Origin of the sequence: Lentzea sp. HUAS TT2 (assembly GCF_051853195.1) — a bacterium.
GTDB lineage: Bacteria > Actinomycetota > Actinomycetes > Mycobacteriales > Pseudonocardiaceae > Lentzea.
On the sequence record NZ_CP196667.1, the window covers coordinates 8,934,654 to 8,960,783 of the forward strand.

The 26,130-nt window shown below is 68.5% G+C and carries 31 protein-coding genes; 16 read left to right on the forward strand and 15 right to left on the reverse strand.

Translation table 11 applies throughout. The annotated features are described in order from the left end of the window. Positions 1-105: 105 nt before the first annotated feature. Entirely contained in the window at positions 106-690 is a 585-nt protein-coding gene (locus ACSHWB_RS42380) for a class I SAM-dependent methyltransferase (RefSeq protein ID WP_439658962.1), read from the reverse strand. Between the two features lie 70 nt (positions 691-760). Here ACSHWB_RS42380 and ACSHWB_RS42385 point away from each other — a divergent pair, with 70 nt between their 5' ends. Continuing rightward, positions 761-1,681 carry an AraC family transcriptional regulator gene (locus ACSHWB_RS42385; protein ID WP_439658963.1) on the forward strand — a complete coding sequence of 307 codons (921 nt, stop codon included), beginning with the start codon at positions 761-763 and terminating at the stop codon, positions 1,679-1,681. A gap of 75 nt (positions 1,682-1,756) precedes the next feature. After that, positions 1,757-2,239 carry a GtrA family protein gene (locus tag ACSHWB_RS42390; protein ID WP_439658964.1) on the forward strand — a complete coding sequence of 161 codons (483 nt, stop codon included), beginning with the start codon at positions 1,757-1,759 and terminating at the stop codon, positions 2,237-2,239. 12 nt (positions 2,240-2,251) lie between these two features. Here ACSHWB_RS42390 and ACSHWB_RS42395 read toward each other — a convergent pair whose 3' ends face one another. The 3 genes from ACSHWB_RS42395 to ACSHWB_RS42405 all read right to left on the reverse strand — a co-directional run bounded on the left by ACSHWB_RS42395 (position 2,252) and on the right by ACSHWB_RS42405 (position 3,487). Further along, positions 2,252-2,497, reverse strand: a complete 246-nt coding sequence (locus ACSHWB_RS42395; RefSeq protein WP_439658965.1) for a DUF2630 family protein — start codon at positions 2,495-2,497, stop codon at positions 2,252-2,254. 115 nt (positions 2,498-2,612) lie between these two features. Further along, a complete protein-coding gene (locus tag ACSHWB_RS42400) occupies positions 2,613-2,957 on the reverse strand; it encodes a VOC family protein (protein ID WP_439658966.1) in 345 nt (114 codons plus the stop codon). 236 nt (positions 2,958-3,193) lie between these two features. Further along, the gene (locus ACSHWB_RS42405) at positions 3,194-3,487 is read right to left on the reverse strand and encodes a hypothetical protein (protein WP_439658967.1); all 294 of its coding nucleotides are present in this window, start codon (positions 3,485-3,487) and stop codon (positions 3,194-3,196) included. A gap of 315 nt (positions 3,488-3,802) precedes the next feature. On the opposite strand from ACSHWB_RS42405, the gene ACSHWB_RS42410 reads away from it, so the two are divergent. The 4 genes from ACSHWB_RS42410 to ACSHWB_RS42425 are packed head-to-tail and all read left to right on the forward strand — an operon-like array spanning position 3,803 to position 6,023. After that, positions 3,803-4,657 (forward strand): lytic polysaccharide monooxygenase auxiliary activity family 9 protein, encoded by an 855-nt coding sequence (locus ACSHWB_RS42410; RefSeq protein ID WP_439658968.1) that lies wholly within the window; start codon positions 3,803-3,805, stop codon positions 4,655-4,657. Beyond that, a complete protein-coding gene (locus ACSHWB_RS42415; RefSeq protein ID WP_439658969.1) occupies positions 4,642-5,190 on the forward strand; it encodes a DUF305 domain-containing protein in 549 nt (182 codons plus the stop codon). Before ACSHWB_RS42410 ends, ACSHWB_RS42415 begins: the two co-directional genes overlap by 16 nt. 33 nt (positions 5,191-5,223) lie before the next feature. Further along, positions 5,224-5,622 carry a PRC-barrel domain containing protein gene (locus ACSHWB_RS42420; RefSeq protein WP_439658970.1) on the forward strand — a complete coding sequence of 133 codons (399 nt, stop codon included), beginning with the start codon at positions 5,224-5,226 and terminating at the stop codon, positions 5,620-5,622. Between the two features lie 29 nt (positions 5,623-5,651). Beyond that, positions 5,652-6,023 carry a VOC family protein gene (locus tag ACSHWB_RS42425; protein WP_439658971.1) on the forward strand — a complete coding sequence of 124 codons (372 nt, stop codon included), beginning with the start codon at positions 5,652-5,654 and terminating at the stop codon, positions 6,021-6,023. On the opposite strand, the gene ACSHWB_RS42430 is transcribed toward ACSHWB_RS42425, so the two are convergent. Next, positions 6,020-6,487, reverse strand: a complete 468-nt coding sequence (locus ACSHWB_RS42430) for an STAS domain-containing protein (protein ID WP_439658972.1) — start codon at positions 6,485-6,487, stop codon at positions 6,020-6,022. The two genes, ACSHWB_RS42425 and ACSHWB_RS42430, sit on opposite strands and share 4 nt — an antisense overlap. An 8-nt stretch (positions 6,488-6,495) precedes the next feature. Here ACSHWB_RS42430 and ACSHWB_RS42435 point away from each other — a divergent pair, with 8 nt between their 5' ends. Further along, positions 6,496-7,416, forward strand: coding sequence for an anti-sigma factor RsbA family regulatory protein (locus tag ACSHWB_RS42435; RefSeq protein ID WP_439658973.1), 921 nt, complete (start codon positions 6,496-6,498; stop codon positions 7,414-7,416). Between the two features lie 13 nt (positions 7,417-7,429). Here the strand turns inward: ACSHWB_RS42435 and ACSHWB_RS42440 are convergent, their stop codons facing one another. The 5 genes from ACSHWB_RS42440 to ACSHWB_RS42460 form a co-directional block, all read right to left on the reverse strand. Then, positions 7,430-7,885: a general stress protein gene (locus ACSHWB_RS42440; RefSeq protein WP_439658974.1), complete on the reverse strand. Its 456-nt coding sequence runs from the start codon at positions 7,883-7,885 to the stop codon at positions 7,430-7,432. After that, on the reverse strand, positions 7,864-8,232 hold the full coding sequence (locus ACSHWB_RS42445) for a hypothetical protein (RefSeq protein ID WP_439658975.1): 369 nt from the start codon (positions 8,230-8,232) through the stop codon (positions 7,864-7,866). The genes ACSHWB_RS42440 and ACSHWB_RS42445 overlap by 22 nt, the downstream gene beginning before the upstream one ends. Before the next feature lie 62 nt (positions 8,233-8,294). Continuing rightward, on the reverse strand, positions 8,295-8,471 hold the full coding sequence (locus tag ACSHWB_RS42450; protein ID WP_439658976.1) for a hypothetical protein: 177 nt from the start codon (positions 8,469-8,471) through the stop codon (positions 8,295-8,297). A 123-nt stretch (positions 8,472-8,594) separates the two neighbouring features. Beyond that, positions 8,595-10,373, reverse strand: coding sequence for a hypothetical protein (locus tag ACSHWB_RS42455; protein ID WP_439658977.1), 1,779 nt, complete (start codon positions 10,371-10,373; stop codon positions 8,595-8,597). A gap of 81 nt (positions 10,374-10,454) precedes the next feature. Continuing rightward, positions 10,455-10,646, reverse strand: coding sequence for a transposase (locus tag ACSHWB_RS42460; RefSeq protein WP_439658978.1), 192 nt, complete (start codon positions 10,644-10,646; stop codon positions 10,455-10,457). 11 nt (positions 10,647-10,657) lie between these two features. Here ACSHWB_RS42460 and ACSHWB_RS42465 point away from each other — a divergent pair, with 11 nt between their 5' ends. The 8 genes from ACSHWB_RS42465 (at position 10,658) to ACSHWB_RS42500 (ending at position 18,467) form a co-directional block, all read left to right on the forward strand. Continuing rightward, positions 10,658-11,038 (forward strand): hypothetical protein, encoded by a 381-nt coding sequence (locus ACSHWB_RS42465; RefSeq protein WP_439658979.1) that lies wholly within the window; start codon positions 10,658-10,660, stop codon positions 11,036-11,038. A 66-nt stretch (positions 11,039-11,104) separates the two neighbouring features. Beyond that, a complete protein-coding gene (locus ACSHWB_RS42470) occupies positions 11,105-11,857 on the forward strand; it encodes an RNA-guided endonuclease InsQ/TnpB family protein (RefSeq protein WP_439658980.1) in 753 nt (250 codons plus the stop codon). Between the two features lie 210 nt (positions 11,858-12,067). After that, on the forward strand, positions 12,068-13,075 hold the full coding sequence (locus tag ACSHWB_RS42475; RefSeq protein ID WP_439658981.1) for a LacI family DNA-binding transcriptional regulator: 1,008 nt from the start codon (positions 12,068-12,070) through the stop codon (positions 13,073-13,075). 14 nt (positions 13,076-13,089) lie between these two features. Next, positions 13,090-14,685, forward strand: a complete 1,596-nt coding sequence (locus ACSHWB_RS42480) for an FAD-dependent oxidoreductase (RefSeq protein WP_439658982.1) — start codon at positions 13,090-13,092, stop codon at positions 14,683-14,685. 15 nt (positions 14,686-14,700) lie between these two features. Beyond that, positions 14,701-15,891 (forward strand): ABC transporter substrate-binding protein, encoded by a 1,191-nt coding sequence (locus ACSHWB_RS42485; RefSeq protein ID WP_439658983.1) that lies wholly within the window; start codon positions 14,701-14,703, stop codon positions 15,889-15,891. Beyond that, positions 15,888-16,775, forward strand: a complete 888-nt coding sequence (locus ACSHWB_RS42490; RefSeq protein ID WP_439658984.1) for a carbohydrate ABC transporter permease — start codon at positions 15,888-15,890, stop codon at positions 16,773-16,775. Before ACSHWB_RS42485 ends, ACSHWB_RS42490 begins: the two co-directional genes overlap by 4 nt. Then, positions 16,765-17,583 carry a carbohydrate ABC transporter permease gene (locus ACSHWB_RS42495; protein WP_439658985.1) on the forward strand — a complete coding sequence of 273 codons (819 nt, stop codon included), beginning with the start codon at positions 16,765-16,767 and terminating at the stop codon, positions 17,581-17,583. The genes ACSHWB_RS42490 and ACSHWB_RS42495 overlap by 11 nt, the downstream gene beginning before the upstream one ends. Then, positions 17,580-18,467, forward strand: coding sequence for an alpha/beta hydrolase (locus ACSHWB_RS42500; protein WP_439658986.1), 888 nt, complete (start codon positions 17,580-17,582; stop codon positions 18,465-18,467). Before ACSHWB_RS42495 ends, ACSHWB_RS42500 begins: the two co-directional genes overlap by 4 nt. A gap of 108 nt (positions 18,468-18,575) precedes the next feature. Here the strand turns inward: ACSHWB_RS42500 and ACSHWB_RS42505 are convergent, their stop codons facing one another. Next, positions 18,576-19,640, reverse strand: coding sequence for a family 2 encapsulin nanocompartment cargo protein terpene cyclase (locus ACSHWB_RS42505; protein WP_439658987.1), 1,065 nt, complete (start codon positions 19,638-19,640; stop codon positions 18,576-18,578). Next, positions 19,640-20,494, reverse strand: a complete 855-nt coding sequence (locus ACSHWB_RS42510) for a geranyl diphosphate 2-C-methyltransferase (RefSeq protein ID WP_439658988.1) — start codon at positions 20,492-20,494, stop codon at positions 19,640-19,642. Before ACSHWB_RS42510 ends, ACSHWB_RS42505 begins: the two co-directional genes overlap by 1 nt. A gap of 469 nt (positions 20,495-20,963) precedes the next feature. Here ACSHWB_RS42510 and ACSHWB_RS42515 point away from each other — a divergent pair, with 469 nt between their 5' ends. Continuing rightward, a complete protein-coding gene (locus ACSHWB_RS42515) occupies positions 20,964-23,840 on the forward strand; it encodes a right-handed parallel beta-helix repeat-containing protein (protein WP_439658989.1) in 2,877 nt (958 codons plus the stop codon). 69 nt (positions 23,841-23,909) lie between these two features. On the opposite strand, the gene ACSHWB_RS42520 is transcribed toward ACSHWB_RS42515, so the two are convergent. The 3 genes from ACSHWB_RS42520 to ACSHWB_RS42530 all read right to left on the reverse strand — a co-directional run bounded on the left by ACSHWB_RS42520 (position 23,910) and on the right by ACSHWB_RS42530 (position 26,128). Continuing rightward, on the reverse strand, positions 23,910-24,686 hold the full coding sequence (locus tag ACSHWB_RS42520; protein ID WP_439664769.1) for an ion transporter: 777 nt from the start codon (positions 24,684-24,686) through the stop codon (positions 23,910-23,912). A 61-nt stretch (positions 24,687-24,747) separates the two neighbouring features. Then, complete coding sequence (zapE, locus tag ACSHWB_RS42525; RefSeq protein WP_439658990.1) at positions 24,748-25,686, reverse strand: cell division protein ZapE; 939 nt, start codon at positions 25,684-25,686, stop codon at positions 24,748-24,750. Between the two features lie 28 nt (positions 25,687-25,714). Next, positions 25,715-26,128, reverse strand: coding sequence for an FMN-binding protein (locus ACSHWB_RS42530; protein WP_439658991.1), 414 nt, complete (start codon positions 26,126-26,128; stop codon positions 25,715-25,717). Between the last annotated feature and the right edge of the window lie 2 nt (positions 26,129-26,130).

Consider the following 26,130-nt stretch of genomic DNA (forward strand, 5'->3'; position numbering starts at 1 on the left):
GAGAACGCGCTCTCACGACGGTAACCGGCAAGTTCGTGAACAATCGGAACTGTTGGTAGCCAAGCAACATCCTGCACGTTCAATCGGTCGACAATGGACCTGTCCCTAGTGGACTCTCGCGACCTCGATCCCGATCTCCCCGAACAGCCGCAACTTCCGCGTCCTCGTCGGTTCCGCGGCGAACCCGGCCTCGCCGATCCCCTTCACCGGGTGGCCGCGGCGCACGATGTCCGCGAGCACGAGCAGGCCGCCCGGCCGCAGCACCCGCCGGACCTCGGCCAGCATCTCGCCCTTCGAAGGCCCGTCGAGGTGGTGCAGCATCAGGCTGGAGAAGACGACGTCGAACAAGGCGTCGGGGAACGCCAGCTCCTGCGCGAAACCCCGGTCCAGCCTCGCCCTCACCCCCGCCCGCCGCAGCTTTCCCTCCGCCCGTGCCAGCATCTTCAGGTCGGGGTCCACGCCGAAGAGCTCGACGTCGCGATGGCGCTTCCCGGTGGAGCGCAACAGGTTCCCGGTGCCGCAGCCGACGTCGAGCACCCGTTGCCCGGCGCTCAGACCGGCCACCTCGACCATCTCCCGATGGATCGACGACAGTCCGGACACCTGGTGCAGCACGTCGTAGAAGGGCAGCAGGTAGTGCTTGCCCATCCCGGGCAGGTAGTCCCGCTCTTGGGACGATGTTTCGGCCATGTCCTCATTCTGAGTGCTGCTGTACCAGGATTTCTGTGCCGATCCACGGTTTGAATGGGACGATTCGACGGTGCGAGCGATTCGAACGCCCATGAAGGGCGACGGGCCTGCGAAGTACTCATGGCAGCCTGCTCCCGGTGACCTGCCCGTCATGGCCGTGCGGCTCGGGCACGGCGCGGACTTCGACGGCGCGCACGAGGCCCACTCCCACGACTTCCCCGGCCTGGCCTACTTCGGGACAGCCGGCGGTGTGGTCCGTCACGGCCGCCAGGCGAGGCAGGTCGAGGCCGGCGACCTGTTCGTCATCGCACCCGGCGACGTGATGGGCCAGGCCCGCAGCGACGACCTGCTCGGTGCACGCGGCTGGGGCGTCTTCTTCACCTCCGACGCACTCGGCCAGGACACCCCCGGCGCGCACCTGGCGTGGCGCACACACCCGTTGCTGTTCCCGTTCGTCCACGGCGGCGCGACCGGGGCGTTGCGGCTCAAGGTGCCCGTCGAGCAGCGCACCGAGTGGACCGCTCGCGTGGAGGCGTTGCACGAGGAGCTGACGCAACGCCGCGACGGCTACCGGGAGGCCGTGTCGGCCCACCTGACGCTGCTGCTGGTCGGGGTGTCGAGACTGGCCGCGGACGTCGTCGGCGACCTGCGCGAGAACGCCGAACCGCTGCTGGCCGAGGTGTTCGACGTGATCGAACGGCGCTACCGGGAACCGTTGTCGCTGCGCGAGGTCGCCGCCGCGGTCCGCATCTCCCCCGGCCACCTGACCTCGACGGTGCGCAAGCGGACCGGGCGCACGGTGCAGGAGTGGATCACCGAGCGCCGGATGGTGCAGGCACGGCGGCTGCTGGCGGGAACGGACCTGCCGGTCGGCGACATCGGGCGGCAGGTGGGCATCCCGGACGCCGGCTACTTCGCGCGGACGTTCGGCAGGTCGCACGGGATGAGCCCTACGCGTTGGCGGCGGTTCAACCACCTGAACACCCGCTGAACTCCTGTGGACGGCCTGTCGATCACCAGGCGTTTCGTCGTTTTCGTCCCTCCGGGTCGTGGCAGTGTCGTGACCATGACCGGCACCACCCTGAACGACGGCAAGGACCTCGGCGCGAGGTTCCACGACCGGATGGAAGTCGTGGTGAGGTGGCTGCCGTTCGGTCTGTCCCACGCCGTCGCGCCGAGCTTCCTCGGGTTCGCCCTGATCAACGGGTTCACGTTCGGCATCGACCTGCTGCTGCTCACGCTGTTCCGCAGCGGCCTGGGCCTGCCGGTCCCGATCGCGTTCACGATCGCCTACGTGCTCGCGTTCGGCCTGAGCTTCGTGCTCAACCGGGCGCTGAACTTCCGCTCGCACGCGCCGGTCGGCCCGCAGGCGGGGCTCTACGCCGTCGCGATCGGAATCAACTACCTGGCGTTCATCCTCGGGGTCGGCAGCGCGCTGACCGAGATCGGCCTGCAGTACCACCTGTCCCGCATCGTCGCCGGCGCGTGCGAGGCCGCGTTCATGTACAGCGTGATGCGCTGGGTCATCTTCCGCGACACCAGGAACTGACCCGCGCAGGATCTACTGCAGGTAGCCCTCGACCTCGCCGACCGAGCGCGCGGGCACGTCGTCCGCATCGCCGCCGAGCGACCGGGCCGACCGGCGCCGCCGCAGCAGGTCCCAGCACTGGTCCAGGGCCTCCTCCAGCGACCGCAGCCGGGCGTGCTCCTCGTCGGAGGAGATCTCCCCGGCAGCGAGCTGCTGGCGCAGCTTGTGCTCCTCGTCGACCAGTTCGTTGATGCGGCCCAGTACGTTCTCGTCGCTCATCTACGCCTGTCCCGTCTCGAAGCTGCTGACCTTCCCCGACTCTACGACGAACCGCCGGTAGGTGCGCGTCTCTCCCCAGAGGACGATTCGACTTACGGTCCTGTCGCGACGGCTGCTACGGAAGCGCGGCCAGTGACAGGCTGTTGCCGTCCGGATCGAGCACCTCGACGTGCCGCACGCCGTTGGAGTACGTCTCGACCGGCCCATGGCCGACGCCATGCGCAGAGAGCCGTTCGAGCGCCCCGTCGAACTCCCCCAGCGACACCCCGAACGTCACCATCGAGCCGCCCACGCGCGCCGACCGCACGTCACGGGCGTCGAGCACGAGGTAGGCGTTCTCTCCCACCTGCCACAGGTGTTCCTCGCCGATGACCTCGTCCGCCGCGCGGCCGAAGAACACCCCGTACCACTCCAGCGCCCTCGCCAGGTCGCTCACGCACATCACGCTGTGCAGGTCCACGCGGTCCACCCTTCCAAGAAGCCTCGCAAGGGTGGACCAACGACGCGTTCCGAACTCATCGCACAGCTAGCTGCTGTGAGGAAGGATCACGCTGGACGGCGGGACGGTGACAGTGAAGCCGGCGGTCCAGACCCCCAGGCCGGACCGGCGGCACCTCATCGGATTCAGCACGTCCGAAGCGTCACTCCCCGGCCCCTGACCAGGAAAGACGTTCGGACGACCCCGGACAGACCCGGTCAGTCGCTCCAGGCGGAGCAGTTCGCGGTGCCCTCACCGACGCACACCCTGAGGTAGAACGCGTCGGCCTCGCCCCAGGTGAAGCTGGACACGCTCGCGGTCGCGCCGAGTCCGGACACCCGCTTCACCACCTTCTCCTGCGTCTGCCCGTCCACGGTGATGCGCAGCCACAGGTAGGCGTCCAGGCCGTCGTCGGCCGTGTCCTTGAGGTACGAGGGCTGGTGCACGACCGGGTTCCGGCGGACGAACCTGCCCTGCACCGACGCCGAGGCGCCGGGCATCACGGGCGACATTCGGCCAACGTGCTGCGAGCCAGTCCGGACAGCTTCTCCCTCTGCCGCAACGACGGATTGCCCGCCAGACCTTCAACGCGCGCAGCTCGGCGATGAGCTCGTCGAGCGTGTGCGCGTCGTCGGGTCTCGGGCGGGACATGGCTGAAGCCTGATGATCGAACCAGCGCCGGGCACGGCCCGGCACCAGGGTGATTCGTCCGATTGGTCCACGGAAATGGTTCAACCACCTGTTTACACTCGTGAACAGGGCCGCCACCCGTCACGCGAACCACCTCCCAGGAGAAGCGTTCGCCACCTCCGCCTGCAGGAGGCGTTGTGAAGACACGTACCCGGCTTGCCCTGGCGAGCCTCTCCGCCACCACCGCGGTGGTCGTCGCGTTCCTCGTCCCCACGACGCCGGCGATCGCCCACGGCACGATGTCCGATCCGGCCAGCCGGGTCTACACGTGCAAGAACGAGGGTCCGGAGACCCCGAAGTCCGACGCGTGCAAGGCGGCCGTGGCCGCCGGCGGCACGCAGGCCTACTACGACTGGAACGAGGTCTCGCTGCTGGAGGCCGGCGGGCGTCACCGCCAGCTCATCCCGGACGGCAAGCTGTGCAGCGCGGGCCGCGACAAGTACCGCGGCCTCGACCTGCAACGCGCCGACTGGCCGGCCAAGCGGGTCTCCGCGGGTCCGCTGACCGTGACCTACCACGCGTCGGCACCGCACTCGAACAGCAACTTCGAGTTCTACATCACCAGGGACGGCTGGAACCCGACGCAGCCCCTGCGCTGGTCGGATCTGGTGCACCTGCAGACGTTCAACGGCCAGAACCCCAGCACGTTCACGAACTGGACGCTGAACCTGCCCGGCCGCTCAGGGCGGCACATCCTCTACTCGATCTGGCAGCGCGTGGTCGGCAGCAACGAGGCCTTCTACACCTGCTCGGACGTCGACTTCGGTGGCGGCACGACGAACCCGCCCACCACCACGACGACGACCACTCCCCCGACGACCACGACCACCACGACCCAGCCGCCCGCAGGTGGAACGTGGGCCGCCGGCACGACCTATGCGATCGGCAACCGCGTCACCTACGGCGGCGTGAACTACGAGTGCCAGCTCGCGCACACCGCCCTCGCCGGGTGGGAGCCGCCGAACACGCCCGCCCTGTGGCGACGCCTCTGATGCGGTTCCTGTTGCTGGTGCTCGCCTTCGTGGTGTCCGGCTGCGCTACCACGCAGCCGGGCACCGTGTTGCGCGGCGATCCGCTGGACGTGATGTTCCTGCAGATGATGCTTCCCCATCACCAGCAGGGAGTGGAGATGGTCGCCCTCGCGAAGGACCGCGCGCAGAACGAGGAGCTGCGCATGCTGGCGGCCGCGATCGAGAAGACCCAGGCGACCGAGGCCGGCACGATGAAGGACTGGCTGACGTCGTGGGGAGAGCCGCTCACGGCACCGCCGGACTCGCACACGGGCCACGGCGGCATGCGGCAGTCCGACCCAGAGGAGGTCGCCCGGCTGTCCGCGTTGCGCGGAGCGGAGTTCGACCAGCGCCTGCTCAACGTCATGATCGCCCACCAGGACGACGCCGTGCAGATGGCGCGGTGGGAGACGGGCAGCGGCGCGAACCAGGAGGTGAAGGACCTCGCCGACCGGATCGACAAGTCCCGCAGCGCGCAGATCACCATGATGAAGAAGTTCCTCGACCAGGGGTGACGGGTACCCCGTGCCGGACTCGAGGAGGCCGACATGCAACCCGTCCCGTTCATCCCGTGGGTGTGGCGCGATCCGTCTTGGGCCGACCAGCCGGAACGTCAGGATCTCGCGGATCGCCCCGACACCGGCCTGATCGGCTACGACGTCGAGGCCACCGACGGCGGCATCGGCAAGATCGACGAGGACAACGCGAAGGTGCCGCACGACTGCCTGATGGTCGACACCGGACCGTGGATCTTCGGCCACAAGGTGGTGCTCCCGGTCGGCACGGTGCGGCACGTGGACCACGCGGAACGCAAGGTCCACGTCGACCGCACCAGGGAGCAGATCAAGAACGCGCCGGAGTACGAACCGGACGACCACGAGGGCTACCGGCGCCGCGCGGACGACTACTACGCGGAGAGCTACCGTTTGATGCCACCGATGCTCTAGTCCTTTGTGGACGGACTAGGCTGGCGCGCATGACATCGGTGTTGCAGAACGTGGCGATCGACTGCGCGAACGCCTACGAGCTGGCGTTGTTCTGGAGCAAGGTGACCGGTCGCCCGTTGCACCCCGACGACAAGCCGGGCGACCGGGAGACCGAGGTGCTGCTGGCCGAGGGCCCGGTCCTGTACTTCAACCAGGTGCCGGAACCCAAGACCGTCAAGAACCGGCTGCACCTGTGCCTGCGCCCGGACACCACGCGCGACGAGGAGGTCGAGCGGCTGCTGGGGCTCGGCGCGTCGTTCGTCGGCGACCACCGCAACCCCGACGGGACCGGCTGGGCCGTCCTGGCCGATCCCGAGGGCAACGAGTTCTGCGTGCTGCGCAGCGCGTCCGAACGGGCCTAGGCCGGCGCCATCGCCTCCAGCACGCTCGACCGCACGCCCAGCACGCTCGTGAGCTCCAGCGCCTGCAGCGGGCGCAGCACGGCGGCGGTGTTCGCGACGACCACGAGCGCGCTGCCGCGGCGCAGGCAGAGGTCCTGGTGGTCGAGCAACAGGCCGATGCCCTGCGCGCCGAGGAACCGCACGCCGCTCAGGTCCAGCACGACGGACGCGGGCGGGAGGACGGCCTCCACTGCCTCACCGAGGCAGTCAGCGAGCTTCTGGGCGGTGGAGACGTCGATTTCGCCGGCTACGCGCACCAGGACGGTGTCGCCCAGTCTCTCGCAGCTGGCTCGGAAGGGAACTTGACCGTTGGGGAGCATGCCGCAACCTCCAGTAGAGACGGCCCAAATGACCGTCACACGGGGCTGGCTGCTCAACCCGATTAGAACCGTAGCGCAGTTCACGGGCTGAAGCGCGCGTAGCATCGGTCATCGTGACCGGTTTCTTCCACGAGACCGCCTTCTACGGCTCCGACGACGGCTTCCTGGCGCACGCCGTGCCGTTCGTCGAGGCAGGCCTGCGCGCGGCAGAGCCGACCGTGGTGGCGTGCGGCGAGCAGAACGCCGGACTGCTGCGTGGCGCGCTCGGCAGTGGCACCGGGGTGATGTACCTGCCAGGCGCGGACCAGTACGCCCGGCCCTCCGAGGCCATCGCCAACTACCGGGCCCTGTTCGCGGAGCACACCGTCTCAGGCGCACGACAGATGCGTGTGGTCGGCGACGTGCCGCACCCCGGCACCGGCGCGCCGTGGGACTGGTGGGCCCGCTACGAGGCCGCCGTGAACCTGGCCTACGCCGAGTTCCCCGTGTGGGGCCTGTGCCCGTACGACACCAGGACGACCCCGGCCGACGTGCTGGCCGACGTCGTGCGCACGCACCCGAACATCGCGACCGCGCCCGGCGAGCACGAGGTGAACCCCGGCTACCGCGAAGGTCCCGCGGCGTCCAGGCAGGTGCCGGACGTGCTGGAACAGTCCGCTCCCCTGATCGAAATGGTCGACCCGAGCGCGGGCGCGGTGCGCGAGGCCGTGGGCACGGCGATCGAGACGATCAGCCTGTCCGAGGACGACGCGCACGACGTGGTGTACGCGGCCAGCGAGATCGTCACGAACGGCCTGACGCACGGCGTCGCGCCGGTCCGCTTCCGGTTGTGGGCGGACGAGGCGCGCGTGGTGGTGGCCGTGACCGACCACGGCCCCGGCCCGTCCGACCCGTTGGTGGGCCTGATGCCGACCACCGAGACCCTGTCCGCGGGGCTCGGGCTGTGGATCCTGCACCGCACGTGCGACTACGTGTCGATGGGACGGGACGCCGACGGGTTCACCGTGCGGGCGAGCGTCGGCAGCCAGTCCTAGTGGGGCCACACCACTAGAGCACGTACTTCGCGGCCTCCGCGGCCCGTTCCCGGTCGACGTGCACCTCGTACCGGCGTGCCTGCAGGGTCATGACGCTCGCGAAGTCACGGCGCCCGCGGGTGGTCCAGTGCGCGACGAATCCGAAGACCGCGCCCCAGAACGCACCGACCGCGAGACTGATGAACACGAACCACGCCCACGTCTGGCCGGCCGTGAACAGCCCGAAGAGCAGGCCGATGAACACACCGAACCAGGCACCGCTGGCCGCGCCCGTCACCGCCGCGCGGGCCCGCGTCATGCGTCCGGTGACCTGCTCGACCGTGCGGACACCGTCGCCGATGATCCGCACGCTCTCCACGGGGAACCCGTCGTCGGACATCCTGTCCACGAGCCGCTGGGCGTCGAGGTAGTCCGGGAAGGTCGCCAGCAGGGACGACTCGGTCTGGGTCACTTCGTGCTTGATGTCCACGTCCTGCGGTTACCCGTGTTCGCCGCCGACGAATCGCGCACGATCATTCTGGGTACGCGGGCGAGCAGCCGGTGCGCGAGGGTCAGCAACGTCCGCGCCTCCATCCGCTCGCCGTAACCGAGGTGCCCGGCGGCGGCCTCGACGCTCGCCAGCACCTCGGGTTCGACGGCGCCGGTCGCCACACACCTGGCGAGCGCCTCGCTCAAGGCCTCACGGGCCTGGTCGATCTCGATGTCGGCGAGCGCGGTGCACACCGCGTTGTCCAGGTTCTCCGCCGCGTGCACGCGCTGGTGCCGCAACGAGGCCTCGTCGAGTTGTTCGGTGGTCACGATGATCGCCGCCTTCACAGCCGGATGCCACGCGCCGACTGCTTGACGCCTCGCGCACGTCTACCCGTGCACGAGACGTCTCAAACCACCTGTCGCAGCTCGCGATCACACGCCACGAGGTGTTCCCACGTGCGGCCGCGCTGGCTCGGCGGCGCCGAACCGTCCGCCGTGCAGATCGGGTACACCAGGCCGTAGGGAACGGGTTGGTCGAACTCGTCTCCAGTGTGGACGTCGACCAGATGCCGCACGTGTGCCATCGCGACCACTCCTTCGCATGGATTGCGGAGCCAGCGGGTTTGGGATCACCGAATACCCCGTGAGCTGCGCGAACATGCCTGTCACCGTTACGACATCAGAGTGAAACGCCAGTCCTCAGTGGACTAACCAGCCGTGATCGTGAGCGTGAGCGCGCCGTCGTGCGGGACGGTGAGGACGTGCATCCGGCGGCCGGGGTAGGTGATCGTGGACGCCGGCCGCAGCTGCGGATCCAGTGCCCGCGCCCAGTCGAACCGGACCACCGTCCGGCCGCGGGTGAGCGTCAGGCCCCGCGCGTCCAGTGCCACCGTGTCGGAATCCCTGACCACCAAAGGAATCTGCTCGGTCGCCGCGGACTGGGCGCGCACCGAACGCACGATCCGGTCGCCCACGGTCACCTCGGTCACCACCGAGCCGGACGGCGTGCGGTAGCGGAACCGGTACGGCTCACCGCCGAGGAACTCCGCCTGCTGCGGGCCGTTCGAGTCGACGACCTGGCCGGGGAACACAGTGCCCCAGCACGCGTGGTCGTTGTTGTTGACCGACTGCACGAGCGTGCCAGCGACCGGGTGCCACAGGAACGTCAAACCGGTGCGCGCCAACGAGGTCGCGCGACGGGTGCCGAAGTAGCCGCCGACGTACCACCGCGGCCGCCGCACGAACAGGAAGTCCTGCCCCTGGTCGCTGCGCCGCTCGGTGAAGTTCGCGCGCTGGTAGGGCAGGCGCGCGATGGCCGCCGTCCGCTGGGCACGGGTCGGGTAGCGCTCGCCGTAGATCGCGTGCGCGAGGATGCGCGGTGACGTGTCCGGCTTGACCAGCGCGGGCACGGGTGCCGTCGAGGCGGCCCAAGCCGTGCGAGCGGCGGCCAGGTCCTCTCGGCTGGACACGAACGCGGCCAGGTCGGGGACCTCCGGCACGAACTGGGCGTTGAGCGCGGTCCGTTCGGGATCGGGTCGCACGTCGGCGTAGAACTTAGAGGACGTGCGCGAGTTCGTGGCGATGTTGGCGAACCAGCCGGAGCCGTCCGGTTCGCGCAGCAGGTTGTAGCCGAGCCAGTCGGTGTACTTCCTGGTCATGGTCACGAGGTTCGGGTCGCCGGACTGCCGCCACGCGTCGGCCAGCTCCGGCAGCATGACCTCGAAGTTGTAGTTGGTGTCCGCACCGGACTCCTCGTAGAAGAACCCGGCGGGGCTCTGCCCGACCGTGGTCAGTCGCCGGAACGCCTCGGTCAGACGCTGTTGCAAAGCGGCGTCGGGGTTCTGCTTCAGCGCGAGCGCCGCACCGGCGAGCCCGGAGGTCGTCTGGTTCGCCCAGGTGAGCGGCGACTGCCAGACCGTGCCGTTGGACGGGTTGAGGAACCAGGTCATGGCCCGCCGCAACGACGCGGTGATCTGGGCCTGCCGGGACGGGAGCACACCGGCGCGGACGAGCAGCGCGTTCGTCTTGCTGAGGTAGCCCATGGCGAACCCGGTCGCCGCGAGCGAGTGCTGGTCGGCCGAGTACTCCGGCCACGAGCCGTCGACGTGCTGCAGCCCGAGGTAGTGCCCGAGCCCGGCGTCCAGTGCGGCCACGAGGTTCGCGTTGCCGCGGTACGGGTTCCACCCGCGGGACTGCGTCGCGAACCAGGCGAGCGTGTAGACGTGCTCCTGGACGCGGGCGTTGTACGAGACGTTGGGGCTGCGCCACCAGCCGCCGCCGAAGAAGCCGCTGGCGTTCATGTCGGTGACCATCGGCGAGACGGCCATCAGGTACTGGGCGAACCGCTGTTCGTGAGGCTCGAAGGCGCGGCGGTCCGGGGTGACGGGTGGCGGCGCGGGTAAGGCGTGCGCCGATGCGGGCAGGGTGGCGAGCAGTCCGATCGCGGTGGCACCGGTGATCAAGCTGCGTCGGCTGAATGCGTTCACCTGAACTCCAATCGGCGGAAGTCTGATCTTTCGAGGCCAGGAGGAGTCGATCCCGGCTTGCGCGGCCCGCGCGGCGGGCCGTCAGTTGGGACGCTTCTGCTGGTCGATGTACTCCGTGGACACGTCCCGCATGATCTCCTCGCACCGGTGCGGGATCTGATCGGTGAACGCGCCACGCCGGTACTTCGTGACGAAGACCAGAAGGACGTGAAGGTTGTGGGTGACACTGCGTCCCCTGTGCATGTCGGGGTCGGGTTCCCATCGCGGTGACATAGACCAACGCTATGGTGATCGACGTGAAGCAGGTCGTGCAGGTGCGGTTGCTGCCGTCGCCCGAGCAGGCGTCGGCGCTGGCCGATACCCTGCGCGCCTGCAACACGGCAGCGTCGTGGCTGTCCGAGCAGATGCACACTGCCGGGGTCGTGCGGAAGTTCGACGTGCAGAAACGCTTCTACGCTGAACTGCGGGAGCGGTTCGGGCTGGCCGCGCAGCCGGCGATCCGGGTGATCGGCAAGACCGTGGACGCCCGCACGACACTGCGGGCCAACCTCAAGGCAGGCAACTACGGGCCGCCTGGGTCGGAGCGGCGCCGAAAGGTCGAGGGCACCCCGATCAGGTTCCGCCCGCTTGCGGGGCAGCCGTTCGACGCCCGTTGTCTGTCCTGACAGTTCGGTGACGCGGGCCGCGACGGGACGGTGTCGATCTGGACGGTCGCAGGTCGACTCCGCGGTGTGCCGATCGTCGGAAACCCCAGGCATCTTGCCCTGCTGCGCTCCCGACCGGCGATCGGGGAGACCGATCTTCTGTACCGGGACGGGGTGTGGCTGCTGCACGCGGTCGTCGACAGTCCTGAGGCCGCCCGCCGGGAACCGGTGAACGGGTTCCTCGGGGTCGACCTGGGCATCGTCAACATCGCGACCACCTCGGATGGTGACCGGTTCTGCGGGTCGCGCCTGAACCGCTACCGTGAACGCCAGCAGCGAATCCGGAAGCGGTTGCAGGCCAAGAAGACCTCCTCCGCGCGACGGCTGCTCAAGAAACGCCGCCGCAAGGAGGCCCGGTTCGCGGCCGATGTGAACCATCGGATCAGCAAGAACATCGTGGCTGAGGCTGAACGCACCGGACGCGGGATCGCCGTCGAGGAACTGACGGGAATCCGTGTCCGGGTACGGCTTCGCAAGCCCCAACGGGCCACGCTGCATTCCTGGGCGTTCGCCCAGCTCGGTCAGTTCCTGACCTACAAGGCCCAGCAGGCCGGTGTGGTGGTGGTGCAGGTCGATCCGGCCTACACCTCGCAGACCTGCCACGCCTGCGGGCACGTCGACAAACGCAACCGCCGCAGTCAGGCGGTGTTCCATTGCGGCAGGTGTGACTTCGTTGGGCACGCCGACCACAACGCAGCACACGACATCGCCGCCCGCGGTGTCGTGTGCCGGGGCGAAGTCATGCGCCCAGACGCAGCGCCCATCCTGGCAGCCGGCTAGGACGGCAGCAGCAAGCCTGAAAACCGCCGCCCGCGGTGGCTGGCAAGCTCGTTCCTTCAAGGACGAGTTCATGACGGGCCTACCTCCTTGGCGGAGCACACTCGCGCGGTCGAGCGCGGCCCGTCAAGATGCTAATTCGAATTATTACAGGGTTGACGGCGAGAAGGGTGCTGACGCAGACTCCCTGCCAATTCGAATTGGCAGGTGCTCATGGCCAAGCGGCTCACCCAGCAGGACATCGCGCGGATGGCAGGCGTCAGCCAGGCCACGGTGTCGCTGGTGCTCAACAACCGGACCGACGGCGGTGTCCGCATCGCGCCGGACACCCGTGCCCGCGTGCTGGAGGTCATCCGCAGAACGGGCTACGTCGCGAACCCGATCGCGCGGCGGTTGCACGACCAGCGCAACCGCATACTCGGCGTGTTCACGTACGAGGCCGTCTTCCCCAGCACCCGCGCGGACTTCTACCAGCCGTTCCTCGAGGGCATCGAGGAACAGGCGGAGGTGGCGGGCTGCGACCTGCTGCTGTTCACCAGCGCCAAGGCGACCGGCGGGAAGCGGCGGATCTTCAGCGACGACAGCAGGATCCGGCTCGCGGACGGCTGCGTGCTGCTCGGTCGTTCCATCGACCGCGACGACCTCGCGCAGCTCGTGACGGAGGCCGTCCCGTTCGTCTCGATCGGCCGGCGCGACGACGCGGGCGGGCCGGTGCCCCACATCGGTGCCGACTACCCCGCCGCCGTGCGGGACCTCGTGGACCGCGCGGTCGCCCTGGGGCATCGCAGGTTCGCGTACGTGGGTGCGGGAACGGGCGCGGAGTCGTCCGCCGACCGTTTGCGCGGGTTCAAGCAGGCCGTTGCGGCACACGGTGTCGAAGGCACGTACGTGCAGTTCGCCGGGCTCGCCCAGCTGCTCGACGCGGGCATCACGTGCGTGCTCGCCGAGGAGGTCTCCGACGGCGCCGCGCTCGTGCTCGCCGCCCGCGAGCGCGGCCTGTCGGTCCCCGGCGACCTGTCCGTGCTGATGCTCGGCGCCGCCACCCGGCCCGCACCCGACGACGTCCGGCTCACCGGCTTCCGCATCCCCCGGCGCGAGATGGGCCGCCGGGCGGTGCAGGCGCTGACCGAGGTGCTCGAACACGGCACCACCCCGCAGGAGCTGCTGGTCTGCGAGTTCGTCGAAGGCACCACCCTGGGCCCGCACACGGCCCTGGGTTGATCAGGAGGAACCTGTTGCCGCACAACACAGATGTCGTCGTCGTGGGCGGCGGGCTCGGCGGGGTCGCCGCGGCGCTCGCGTTGCTGCGCGCCGGTCGCCGGGTCGTGCTCACCGAGGAGTTCGAGTGGCTCGGCGGGCAGTTGACCAGTCAGGCCGTGCCGCCGGACGAGCACAGCTGGGTCGAACGCTTCGGCGTCACCGCCTCGTACCGCGCGTTGCGCGACGGCATCCGCGACCACTACCGCCGCAACTACCCGTTGACGCCCCAGGCACGGGCGTGGCGCGAGCTCAACCCCGGCGCGGGCAACGTGAGCAGGCTCTGCCACGAGCCCCGCGTGGCCGTCGCGGTGATCGACGAGATGCTGGCGCCGTACCGGGGCAGCGGCAGGCTCACCGTCCTGCAGCCCGCCAGGCCGGTCTCCGCGCGCACCGACGGTGACCGGATCACGTCGGTCACCGTCGAGCACCACGGCGCCGAGATCGAGCTGGCCGCGCCTTACATCCTCGACGCCACCGAGACCGGTGAGCTGCTCCCGTTGTCCGGCACGGAGTACGTGACGGGCTTCGAGTCCACTCTGGACACCGGCGAGCCCAGCGCACCCGAGACCGCGCAGCCCGCGAACATGCAGGCGATGTCGGTGTGCTTCGCGATCGACCACGTCGACGGCGACCACACGATCGACAAGCCCGCGCGGTACGGCTTCTGGCGCGAGTACCAGCCGGACTACTGGGGCGACCGGATGTTGTCGTTCCGCTCCCCCGACCCGCGCACGCTCACCACCGCCGAACGCACGTTCACCCCGAACCCGGACGACGACCCGTTGAGCGTCCTGTCCGACCAGCGGCTCAGCGCGGGCGACAGCAACCTGTGGACGTTCCGGCGCATCGCCGCCCGCCGCAACTTCGTCGAGGGCGCCTACGACAGCGACATCTGCCTGGTCAACTGGCCGATGATCGACTACTTCGAGTCGCCGGTGATCGACGTTCCCGACGTGGACAAGCACATCGCGGCGGCACGGGAGCTATCGAAGTCGGTGCTGTACTGGCTGCAGACCGAGGCACCGCGTCAGGACGGCGGCACGGGCTTCCCCGGTCTGCGGCTGCGCGGTGACGTCACCGGCAGCGCGGACGGCCTGGCCCAGGCGCCGTACATCCGCGAGTCACGGCGGATGAGGACCGAGTACACGATCGTCGAGCAGGACCTCTCACTCGCCGTGCGCGGCGACAAGGGCGCGGTGCAACACGCTGACGCCGTGGGTGTCGGCATGTACCGCATCGACCTGCACCCCTCGACCGGCGGCGACAACTACCTCGACGTCGCGAGCTGCCCGTTCGAGATCCCTCTCGGCGCGCTCATCCCCCAGCGCGTCGAGAACCTGCTCCCCGCGGGCAAGAACATCGGCACCACCCACATCACCAACGGTTCCCACCGGCTGCACCCGGTCGAGTGGAACGTCGGCGAGGTCGCGGGCGCGCTCGCGGACTTCTGCCTGGCGCACCGAGTCACCCCTCGCGCGGTGCGCAACACCCCCGGCCTGCTCGCGGACTTCCAGCACCGGCTGGAACGCGACGGGGTCGAGCTCCGCTGGCCGGACGTGTCCGGTTACTGATCCAGGGAGACAACGATGTCCCGCCTCACAGCTCTGATCGTCGCCGCACTGCTCGCGCTCACCGCGTGTTCGGGCTCGGCCGCTTCCGGGCCCAAGTCGCTGCGCATGACCGTGTGGACCGCCAACGAGGCGCATCTCAAGCTGCTCAACGAGATCGCGTCCGAGTACAAGGCGTCGCACCCGGACGTCGCCGAGATCAAGTTCGACTCGATCCCCGCCGACGGCTACACCACCACGCTCACCACCCAGATCGCCGGCGGCAACGCGCCGGACCTGGCGTGGATCCTGGAGGAGTCCGCCCCCGACTTCGTCTCCTCCGGCGCCCTCGCCCCGATCAAGGGCAAGGTGGAGAAGGCCGACGAGCTCGTGCCGTCCGCCACCAAGCTCTGGGAGAAGGACGGCGAGCTCTACGCCTACCCGTTCTCCACCTCGCCGTTCGGGCTGTTCGTCAACACCGACCTGGTCAAGGACCTGCCGAAGACCTGGGAGCAGGCGGTCGCGGCGTCGGCGGGCAAGAACCTGGTGCTGCCGGACTTCAAGTACCAGAACTGGGCCGTGCTCTCGGCGATCTGGCGCGGGTGGGGTGCGAACGCCTGGAGCGAGGACGGCAGGTCCTGTGGCTTCGGAAGCCAGGAGATGAAGGACGCCATGACGTTCGTCCACAAGGCGATCTTCACGGACAAGGCGATTCCCGGCCCCGGCACGACGGTGGACTTCTTCGCGGGCAACGCGGCCATGGCCGTCAGCCAGATCTCGCGGGCGGGTGCGTTGAAGGACGCCAAGTTCGGCTGGACGCTGCTGCCGTTGCCGCAGGGCCCCAAGGGTGACTACGCGGTGATCGGGCAGGCCGGTGTCGGCGTCCTGAAGCGGTCGAAGAACGCCGACGCGGCCGCGGACTTCCTGGGCTTCTTCACCAACGCGGCCAACTCGGCCAAGCTCGCCCAGTTCTTCCCGCCGGTGCGCCAGTCCCTGCTCAACGCCGAGACGCTGGCCAAGAGCAACCCGCTGATCAAGCCGGAGCAGCTGCAGTCGGTCGTGATCGACGGCATCAGCAAGGGCGTGGTGAAGCCGAGCCACCAGGGCCAGGAGGAGCTGAACCAGACGATCCGGGCGGCCCTCGACCCGTTGTGGAAGCCGGACGCCGATGTCTCGGCGGTGCTCGACGGCGTGTGCACGAAGATCAAGCCGTTGCTGGAGCGCCAGTGACGTTCTGGACGTATCGCAGGCGCGACAACCTGGTCGGCTACCTGTTCGTCGCGCCTGCCCTGCTCGGCAGCCTCGCGTTCGTGCTGGTCCCTCTCGCGATGGTGGGCTGGTACAGCCTCAACGAGTGGAACGTGCTCGGCGGGACGTTCGAGTTCATCGGCGGCGAGAACTACGCCAGGCTCCTCGCCGACGAGAAGCTGCGCGACTCGCTCGTCGCGACGGCCTGGTTCGCCGCCGGGCTGGTGGTGCTGAACCTGTCGCTGGCGTTGCTGCTCGCGGTGCTGCTCAACCAGAAGCTGCGCGGCACCACGTTGTTCCGCACCTTGTTCTTCTCCCCCGTGCTGGTGTCGCTGGTGGCGTGGACGCTGGTCTGGCAGCTCATGTTGCAGCCGGAGGGCAGCGTGAACGGTCTGCTGAGCGTCTTCGGCGTCGACGGGCCGAACTGGCTGCGCGGGGACACGACCGCGATGGTGTCGGTGATCGTCGTGCAGGTGATCAAGAACGTCGGGCTGAACATGGTGCTGTTCCTCGCGGCACTGCAAGGGGTTCCCGCACCGCTGTACGAGGCCGCGAAGATCGACGGAGCCGGCGCGTGGCGGCGGTTCCGGAGCATCACGATCCCGTTGATCAGCCCGACGATCCTGCTCACGTCGATCATCACGATCGTCGGCTCGTTGCAGGTGTTCGCGCAGATCGCGGTGCTCACCCAGGGCGGTCCCGGCACGTCCACGACCGTGTTGATCTACTACCTGTACCAGCAGGCGTTCCAGTTCCACCACTTCGGCTACGGCGCGACGATCTCGGTGCTGCTGTTCGTCATCGTCGCCGCGCTGACCTTGTTGCAGTGGCGGATGCGCCGGAAGTGGGTGCTCCATGAGGCGTAAGGTCGCTCTGTACGGGCTGCTCTGCCTGCTGTGCATACCTTTTGTGTTCCCGACGTGGTGGATGGTCACCTCGTCGATGAAGCCGATCAGCGAGATCTTCTCCGAGTCGCTGCTGCCGTCGGAGTGGACGTTCTCCACGTACTCCACGGTGTTCCGGATGCAGCCGTTCGGGCAGCAGTACTGGAACAGCCTCTACATCGCGGTGATCGTCACGGCCGGCACGATGGCCGTCGCCGCACTGGCGGGCTACGCGTTCGCGCGCATCCGGTTCCCCGGCCAGAACGCGCTGTTCGTGGTGGTGCTGACCGGCCTGCTCATCCCGAGCGAGGTCACGATCGTCCCGCTGTTCCAGATGTTCCAGTCGCTCGGGATGACGAACACGCACTGGCCGCTGATCATCGTGCCGATCTTCGGTGCGCCGTGCGTGCTGGCGATCTTCATCATGCGCCAGTTCTTCATCGCGCTGCCGCCGGAGCTGGAGGAGGCCGCCCGCATGGACGGCCTGGGCCGCGCGGGGATCTTCTACCGGATCGCCCTGCCGCTGTCCCGCCCGGCGCTGGGCGCGGTCGCGATCTTCACGTTCCTGCACTCCTGGAACCTCTACCTGGAGCCGATCGTGTACCTGTCCACCCCGGACATGTTCACGCTGCCGCAGGCGCTGACCCAGTTCGTCGACATCTACGGCGGTCCGATGTGGAACGTCCAGCTGGCCGCGGCGACGATGACGGCCGTGCCGATCCTGGTGGTGTTCGTGCTGGCACAACGGCAGTTCATCGAGGGCCTCGCGCACACGGGCGTGAAGGGATGATCGACCCGGAGATCGCGGCGCTGGTCGACCTCTTGCGGCCACCGCTCACGCCGGACGGCATTGCTGCGCGGCGGGCGAACGGCCGGGTCGTCACCGACGCCGAACTGACGCGCGGCGGCGCGGTGACGTTCACCGAGGAGGACGCGAACGGCGTGCCCGTGCTCGTGTTGCGCCCGGCGGGTGGCGACGGCCCGCCGGTGCTGCACGTCCACGGCGGCGGCATGGTCGCCGGCAACCGCCGTTCCGACCTGCACGTGCTCGCGGAATGGGTGTCGGAACTCGGTGTCGTGCTGGTCTCCCCCGACTACCGCCTGGCGCCCGAACACCCGCATCCCGCACCCGTGCAGGACTGCTACCGGACGCTGGAGTGGATGGAGCGCAACGGTTTCCGCGCCCCGGTCGTCGCCGGCACCTCGGCGGGCGGCGGCCTCGCGGCGGCGGTGACCCTGATGGCCCGCGACCACGGCGGTCCGGCCGTCCGCGGCCAGCTGCTGATGTGCCCGATGCTCGACGACAGGTGCGAGACCCCGTCCAGCCACCAGTTCCTCGACGGCACGACCTGGGTGCGGGCCTCGAACATCACCGGCTGGACGGCGTTGCTGGGCGACGCGAGGGGCGGCCCGGACGTGTCTCCGTTCGCCGCCCCGGCCCGTGCCGCCGACGTGTCCGGACTGCCGCCGACCTACGTTGACGTGGGCTCGGTCGACGTGTTCCGCGACGAGGCCGTCGAGTACGCCTCCCGGATCTGGCGGGCGGGCGGGGACGCGGAGCTGCACGTGTGGCCCGGTGGGTGTCACGGCTTCGACCAGCTGGCACCGGACGCGGCGTTGTCGCTGCGCGCCCGTGCGGCGCGGATGGAGTGGCTGGGCCGGATCATCGCGTGACCCGGCGGGATCAGCTCCACAGACCACCAGCACGGCTGCCCGGCCCGGGCAGCGCGCGCAGGTGGCGCGTCGACGTGGCACCGTCGTCGCGGTCGGGAGGCATTTCCCCTATTTGTAGCGTGGATGCGTGGTGTGCCATTCGAAGCCGCCGCCCATCCAGGCCTTGGTGCCCTTCAGGAACCGGTGCAGCTCCACCGACGGCACCGCGAGCAACGCCTTGTGCCCTGCCTCGAAGTCGCGCACCAGCTGGTTGTGCAGCTCCACGGTCCGTGCGGTGGCCTCGGCGATCGAGCACTCCCGGTCGGCGGCGATCTGCAGCACCATGTTGCAGACCGGTTTCTCGTCGGCGGCGTCCTTCTCCACCGACACCAGGTCGTTCACCATGACCGACGCCGTGCCCGCCGCGGTGAGCAGCTGCCGCACGCGCGGGTCGTAGTACAGCGGCGCGGGCAGTTCGTAGCCTCCGACGGCGTCGATCAGCGTCATCGACGTGTAGAAGGTGTCGTGCTGCCTCGTCGCGAGGTACTGCCACGCGGGCGGGTAGTTACCGGTGTGCCGCCAGGCCGCGTAGGCGCTCCAGGACACGAACATCGCGAACGTCGAGTAGCAGACCCGTTGCACCACGGTCGCCGTGCTGCGCGACGTGAGGTGGGCGATGCCCGAGCGCAGGCCGACGAGCACCGGGTCGGCCGCGAGCGTGTCCTCCAGCTCCGCGGTGAACTCGGCTGCGGGGGCCACCGGGTCCATCGCGGCCATCGCCAGGGCCAGGCGCGGCGGCAGTTCGGCCGGGATCGCGCCCATCTCGGTGCTGTCGGCGTAGAGGTCGTCGGCGGCCCACCACGCCGCGTTCAGCTTCGCCGCGATCAGCAGTTGCTCGACGTCGTCGGTGTCCACGTGGGTCAGCACCGCGAGCCGGCCGAACATGCCGCCCAGGAACCGTTCGGGCTCCTCGAATCCGCACCCCTCCGCCCACGCGACGAGCCGCTTGTCCACGGCGGCCGCGAGCACGGCGTTCTCGCGTTCGAGGACCGGCACGTACAGCGGCGGCGCGGTGCCGTCGCCCCACGGGCGTTCCGCGTAGCCCGGCTCGGCGGGCAGGGGCACGGCCTCGGGCCGCCCGAGCCGGGCAGCAGAGGTGCCCAGCCCGGACGGCCCGGTGAAGAGATCGCGCATCAGATGCGGTCCGCCACGATCAGCAGGTAGTGGAACGACCCTTCCTTGTAGGCGGTGAGGAACGGGTCCTCGACACCGGTCGCGACCGACGACTGCGCGCGCAGCTCCCAGTACGGGATGGTCTCCGGCGTCAGGTCAACAACGCTGATCGGCACGAACCCGTTGTCCGCCAACGCCCTGAAGTACTCGCTGCGCGGGTGGATGTTGCAGATGTAGTGCTGGTCGATCTGGCTGACCGCCCGCGAGCGCAGGCCCGTCAGGTCGTTGGAGCAGCCGGTGATGCAGACGTACCGGCCGCCGGGTGCGATCAGCCGCGCGAACTCGCCGTACAGCTGCTGGAGGTCCACGTACATCGTGGTCTCGTTGGTCCAGATGCCGTTGAACGAGCCGGTCTCGAAGCCGGTGTCGAGCATGTTCTTGAAGTGGAACCGGACCTGGTCGGCGACATCACGCTCGATCGCCTGGTTGTTGGCGAACGCCACCTGCTCCTCGGAGATGCTGACGCCGTCGATCAGTGCGCCGAACCGGGCGTTGGCCATGAAGCTCGTGCCGCCGCGGCCGGATCCGCCGTCCATCAGGTGACCGCGCACGGGAACGTCGCCGAACGCGTCCAGCAGCACCTCGGCCTGGGCGGTCTCGAGCCGGTGCATCTCGGCGATGATCGCCTGGTCGCGCACCGCCGGCGGGGCCTCCAGCACCGCGGGGTCGTACTGGCCGAGCCCGTAGTGGTGGTGGTAGAGACCGTCCACCTCGCCGAGCTTGATGTTGACCGGGTCCTTCTCCTTGTTCCAGTAGTCCGCGACGGAACGCTGGTAGTCGGTGCGCAGAACCGGCTTCACAGTGGGGCTCGCCATGGTCTGGGTGGCTCCTGTCGTTGGAACGCTCACTGCCGAACAGGAACTGACCTTTGCAGCTGATGGCCCAACCAGCGATCCGCCGTTCAGGCTTGGTTCGGACACGAACGGGTGGGCACCGCACCGCGTTCCGGTAGACCCCATAACCCGTGCACGCGGGCCGCCATCCGCTCTTTCGTGGGTTCTCTGCGACCAACCGGATGACAGGGCGAGCCGGGATTCCACGCGGGCTGGAGAAAAAATCCCGGTACATGGCCCGCAAGGCCTCATCCGAGCCCTCCGGAGCGCGGCCGCCTCGATCAACTCGCACGATTCAGACGCGTGAGCTGCCCCAGGAACTGTCCGATCGGGCAAGAACGGTTACTGAAAACCATTGCATCATTATCTATTTCATGAATGTGAAAGTTTGACAGAGGTCTACACCTCTACTACAAATAAATGGCCCCGCCCTGCCAAACGAGGGTAATCAATGATGCGAACCTCCCTGCCCCTGCTATCCCTGCTCCTGACAGGTTCCCTGACCGTTCCCGCTGCCACGGCGATCGCCGCACCTGCGCTGACAGGCCTGGACGTCTCGTCGGGCAACCGGCGCGCACCTATTTCCGGCATGTACGACTGGTCGAAAGCCGGGTATCGCGGCAATGGTGTGCTGCCGGGAAACAATGAGGTCAACCCGAGCACCACCTGTCAGGTCACGGCGGCGGAACTCGCTTCCCGGTTCAACGTCCGCCCGAATGACGCGGCCGACGACACGGCGGGGCTCCAGGCCGCGATCGACGCGATCAGGACGCAGTGCTCACCCAGCGCGAGCTACACCAAGCTCAGCACCATCACGCTGCCGGCGGGCCAGCTGAAGGTCTCCGAGGAGCTCCACGTCGACGCCGACTACCTGATCATCAGGGGTGCCGGCGCGACCGCCACGAAGATCGTCTACACGCCCGACGCGAACACCCGCTACGACTCCCTCACGCCGGACGGCTCCGACTGGGACGAGGACGGGATGACGTCCGGTCAGGGCAAGGGCGGCTGGCTGTGGCCTGGCCGCGGCCTGTTCCGGGTCCAGTCGCGCGGCGTGCACTCGAGCTACGCCAGCGACTACGCGGCGGCGCCGGAGAACCGCAAGGACATCTTCGAGGGCACGGTCAACGTGCACTGGAAGGCCGGTGCGAAGGTGAGCGCGGCCGCCAAGGCCGGTGACCGCACCGTCAAGGTCGCCTCCGCCGGCGCGATCAAGGCGGGCATGCTGGTCAACGTCCGTGCCGCCAACTCGGTCAAGTTCTACGAGCAGCAGCAGGCGACCGGCACCGAGTTCCCGATGCTGAACATGCACATGCGGCAGCAGATCTTCACCGTCGCCTCGGTCTCGGGCACCACCGTCACACTCGACAAGCCGCTCGAGTTCGACGTCCCCGTCAACTCCACATCGGACGGTTCACCGGCGATCGGCGGGACGCCGTACGACTCGAAGGTCTCGCCGCTGGTGGACCCGGTCCTCGGCGTCGGGTTCGAGAACTTCGGCTTCACGCAGGCGATGCCGAACCTCGACCCCGCCGAGGCCGTCGACAACTACGGCAACATGGCTCCCGCGGACGAGATGCACGGCATCGTCTTCAAGTGGGCGGCGAACTCGTGGGTGAAGGGCATCCGCGCGGAGATGACCGGGTCGCACCCGATCGTCACCGAGGAAGCGAAGAACCTGCAGATCGTCGACAACTACCTCGACGGTTCGTGGAACAAGGGCAAGGGCGGCAACGGTTACTTCCGCGGCTCACGGGTGTGGGACTCGCTCTACGCCGGCAACACCTCCCGCAACCTGCGCCACTTCACCTTCCAGTGGTCCGCCTCCGGCAACGTCGTGATCGGCAACGACTTCGACTCCGACCTGAACCTGCACGGCGGCTGGGAGCGCAACAACCTGTTCGAGAACAACAGCGTGAAGGTCTCCTATGCGCACCGCTCCGGCAACTGCCGTGCGAACTGCGGCGAGGAGGGCGGCGGCGGGCCCGACGACTCGAACTGGTTCCCGATCTGGTGGGGCGCCGGCAAGAAGGCCGTCAAGTGGTCCGGCGCCTCCGGCCCGCGCAACGTGTTCTTCAACAACGGCATGACGAAGCAGCTGTCGACCGGTGGCTCCTACGACGCCTTCTACAGCGAGAAGTCGCGGATCTACCAGTTCGGCTGGAACGGCAGCGCGTACAAGCACCTGGACGTCGGTGGCACCGCCATCGCGGACTGGGCGAAGAACGAGCAGCGCGACTACACCGGCGGCCACGGCGTCGACGCGACCAAGACCGACTCGGCGAAGTCGTTGTTCCTCAAGAACATCCCGGTGAACTTCGCCGCGGGGTCCACTGAGGACAACTTCGGCGCCCAGGCCACGATCCCGGTGTCCAACGCCGACCAGCTCAAGGCCGCGCTGCTCAACGCCAAGGCGGGCGACGTCATCCAGCTGGCGGCAGGCACCTACCGCGGTTCGTTCGTCTCGCAGAAGGCCGGCACGTCGAGCAACCCGATCACGCTCACCGGGCCCTCGTCGGCGGTGCTGGTCAACGACGGCCCGTCCGGCACGGCCCCGTCCTGCCCGGTGCCGACCGCGGGCTGGGACTCGGGTTACGGCCTGTGGCTGTACAACGCGCCCTACTGGAACATCAAGGGCATCACGGTGGCGGAGTCGAAGAAGGGCATCGTCCTCGACAACTCCCACCACGTCACGATCGACGGCGTGACCGTGCGCAGGACCGACGAGGAAGGCGTGCACTTCCGGCGTTCCTCCGCGGACGGCGTGATCAAGAACTCGACGATCACCGACACCGGCGTCGTGACGAAGGACTACGGCGAGGGCGTCTACATCGGCTCCGCGAACTCGAACTGGAAGTGCCACGGCAACTCCGGCGGCGTCGACAAGTCCGACCGCGTGCAGGTGCTGGACAACAGGATCGGCCCTGGTGTGTCGGCTGAGCACATCGACGTCAAGGAAGGCACGCAGGGCGGCCTGATCAGCGGCAACACGTTCAACGGCACCGGGATCTCCGGCGCGAACTCCGCCGACTCGTGGATCGACGTGAAGGGCTTCGACTACCGGATCGAGAACAACACCGGCACCTTCTCCTCGCCCGGCACGTTCAAGAACGGCTACGAGACGCACAACCCGGGCACCACGCCCGCTTTCGGCAACGGCTGCGGGAACGTGTGGCGGAACAACAGGTCCGACCTCGGCAACGTCGGCGAGTACGTGGTGTACGTGTCGTCCACGTCGAAGTGCAAGGCCAACCCGAATGTCGTCCACGCCTCGAACACGGCCACCAAGGCCAAGAAGGGCGTGTCGAACATCCCGGTCACCCCGTAGAAGGCGGGGGTTGCAGGGGTCCCGATCGGTGTACGGCGGCGTCGCCGATCGGGATCCCTGGCTAGTTCTCTAGGCGTTCTGACGCATCGCCCGCACTTCTTCCCTGAGCGCGCGAACCTCCTGCAGCAGCAGGTCGTCGTGGCTCGCGGACCGAGGTGCGGGCAACGTGACCTCCTCCTGCATCGCGCTGCACACCACGGCGATGAACAGGTTGAGCATCGTGAACGTCCCGACCATCAGGTAGACCAGGAAGAAGATCCACGCGTAGGGCTTCTGCTCCATCAGGTCGCGCATGACGTCCGACCAGCCGTCGCCCGTGGTGATCTGGAACAGCGTCAGCAACGTCGGGCCCAGCCCGGTGAACCGCGGGTCGCCGGTGTCGCCGAACAGGTTGCTCGCGATCACGCCACCGATGTAGACGAGCAGCACCAGCAGTCCGGACAACGACACCAGCCCGGGGATCGACCGCACCAGCGCCGTGACGACCCGGCGCATGCTCGGCACCATCGCGACGAGCCGCAGCGCGCGCAGGATCCTCAGGCTGCGCAGCACCGACAGCGGTCCCGCTGCCGGGATCAGCGCGATGCCCACGATGATGAAGTCGAAGACGTTCCACGGGTCCTTGAAGAACTTCCAGCCGAACGCGTACAGCCGGGCAGCGAGCTCGGCCGTGAAGATCGCCAGCGCCAGGTGGTCGATCGTCGTCAACAGCGGACCGAACTTCGCTTGCAGGACGGTCGACGTCTCGGCTCCCAGGGTGATCGCGTTGACCACGATCACGCCGATGATGAACATCTGGAACCGGTTGCTCTCCACGAGTCGGCCGACGCGGGCGCGCACCATCATCACTTGCTGCTCCTACGACAGGGGTTGTGCTTCCTATCGGCGGTGGAGGCGGCCCAACTGTTCACCCGGTCGTGTTGATCAGTTCCAGCCTGCTGGCGGTGCGGGCGAGGTCACGCACCTCGCCGCCGATGATGTCCGCGAGCACGTGATCACTCACCAGTGTCAGCCTGACGTCGGCGTCCACCAGCACGTCCACGACGTTCGCGAACCGTTGCCGGGCCTCACGATCGCGGGTGTGCAGCGCAGGGACATCCGTGATCACCCAGTCGTCGTAGGTGCCGGTCAGCACCAGGTAGTCCTGCGTCGAGGTGGGCTTCTCGCACAGGTCGCCGAAGTCGAACCAGACCTTCGTGCCGTCGGTGCCGAGCGCGGTGATGCCGCGGCCGTTGACGTCGAGGGTCCGCGGTGTGGCGGGCAGCCGGGTCGTGGTGGTGATCTCACCGGTCTCGAACCGCGACCTCGGTGCGCCGTGCAGGTGCCGGTAGTCCTTGCCGCCGTTGAGCTCCACCGCCTCCATGAGTTCCTTGACCAACGCGATGCCGGGCAGGAAGTGGTCGTGGTACAGCGGGTCTGGCAACAACCCGTCCGGCGGGTAGTTGGAGGTGGCGATGATCATCACGCCCTGCTTCCGGAGCGCTTCCAACAACCGCGTCATCAACATCGCGTCGCCGACGTCGTGCACGTGCAGCTCGTCGAACGCCAGCACCTTCGCCCGTCCGACCAGCTCCCGCACCGCCCTGGCGACGGCGCCGCGCTCGTGCAGCCGTTCGGAGATCCGCCGGTGCAGCTCCTGGAAGAACGCGTGGAAGTGCACGCGCTTCTTGGGCTCCGGCAACACGTCGAACAACGCGTCCGCCAGGAAGCTCTTGCCGCGGCCGACCGGCCCGTGCAGGTAGACACCCCGGTTCCGTCCGGCGAGTTCCGTCAGCCGGTCGATGACCGCCAGCTGTGCGTCGTCGAGCTCGTACCCGCTGCCCGACACGTGCGCGCGAAGATCCATTCCTACCCCCGCGCACAGTCTACGAAGATCACCCGCCCGCCTGGTCGAGGGCGGCCTGCAACGACTCGACGTAGCCCTCGCTGGTGACGGTCGCCCCGCTGACCGTGTCGATGTCGGCGCTCTGCGCCCGCAACGTCTCCTCCACGAGGATCGGCAGCGCGCGAGCGTTGATCTGCTCGTCCTTGCGGTTGCCGTCCGGGTACCGCGGCACGGTGACGGCGGTGATCTTGCCGCCGTCCAGGGTGATCTGCACCTGGACCGCGCCCCAGCGCGTGTCGACAGCGGGACCCGTCACCGTGTTCGCGCCGCCGGACGACGTGCCGGTGCTCCCGGCGAGCGGCTGGGTGGCCGTCGTCATCGGCCCGGACAACGAGGTGCGGTACCCGAACAGCAGGACGACGGCGGCCGCCGTGCTCATGAGCCAGACCAGTACGCGCTTCACCC